The 1,023-nt window shown below is 56.6% G+C and carries 1 pseudogene; it reads right to left on the bottom strand.

Annotated elements, in window-relative coordinates:
- Positions 1-1,023, bottom strand: a pseudogene (locus DVK06_RS16650) (IS4-like element ISHvo11 family transposase); the annotation flags it as partial.

Here is a 1,023-nt window from a genome sequence, read left to right as displayed (position 1 = left end):
CACGATTACACGACTCATCATCAACGAAATTGCGGCCATGATGATCAGCGCCTCGATGATGTAGCCGTCGGTCGTCTTGATCTCGTCCAAGCCGAACCGCGACTTCAACTCCTTGAACAGCAGTTCGACCTCCCAGCGCGCCCGATAGAGCTGCGCGATATCGGGCGCGCTGTAGCTTTCTCTCGCCAGATTCGTCAGATACAGATGGTACTCTTCGCTCTCCTTGTTACGCAGGCCGACCAATCGGAACGACCGGGTCGCGCTGGCGCCCGACCCTCGTTTGCGCTCGAATGAAAGCGTGATGCGGACGTCGATTTCCTGTCGCTGCAGGTCCTCAAGGACGGCCTGCAGCGACTCTCCTTCCAGCGGAATGCTGTTGCCTCGCCACGTTCGCAGTTCTTCGACGATCTCGAAGTTCGCGTTGTCCTTCACCCGGGAGACGAACCACCCGCCGTTCTGGTCGATTCGGTCGAACAACCAGAAGTCGTAGAAGCCTAAATCGAGCAAGATGAGGGCGTCAGCTACCCACTCACCGGTGGGTAGCTGACTCCGTTCATGAGTCGTCCCATCGGTTGTCCGGAATCGTGTCGGGAGCCCAGTCGAGAGAGATTCGGTGAGGTGAAGTTTCAGTTCGGCTTGATGGTCGCCGGTTGCTGTGTAGATATCAGCGGCGTCCTGGTACAGCGAAACGATGGTTGCGTCAGCAATGAGGACGTCTCGAAAGCGTTCGAGACGGCCGTTCAAATCTTCTCGTCCGGTATCGAGATTCTCGATTGCGTCATCGAGAATCTCTCGAAGGAGTGCAACGAATCCTGGTTCGAACCAGTCGTGGAACGATGCGTAGGAGAGTTCGTCACAGTCAGCCATCTCGACGTAGCGTTCGAGAAATGCTTGGAGAGAGCGGTCTGAGCCAGCAGCGAAGCCAAACGAGAGTGTGTAGAACAGCGCAACGATGTCGAATTACCGCTCTCGTTGGACGAGATTCGTTGCGCGAGCGCGATCGCGCAACTCATCAGAGGGAAA

It is taken from the genome of Halorubrum sp. Atlit-28R, assembly GCF_003665955.1.
In the GTDB taxonomy this organism is placed as follows: domain Archaea; phylum Halobacteriota; class Halobacteria; order Halobacteriales; family Haloferacaceae; genus Halorubrum; species Halorubrum tropicale.
Note: the sequence above shows the minus strand (reverse complement) of the source record. Positions and strands in the feature narration are given on the sequence as shown.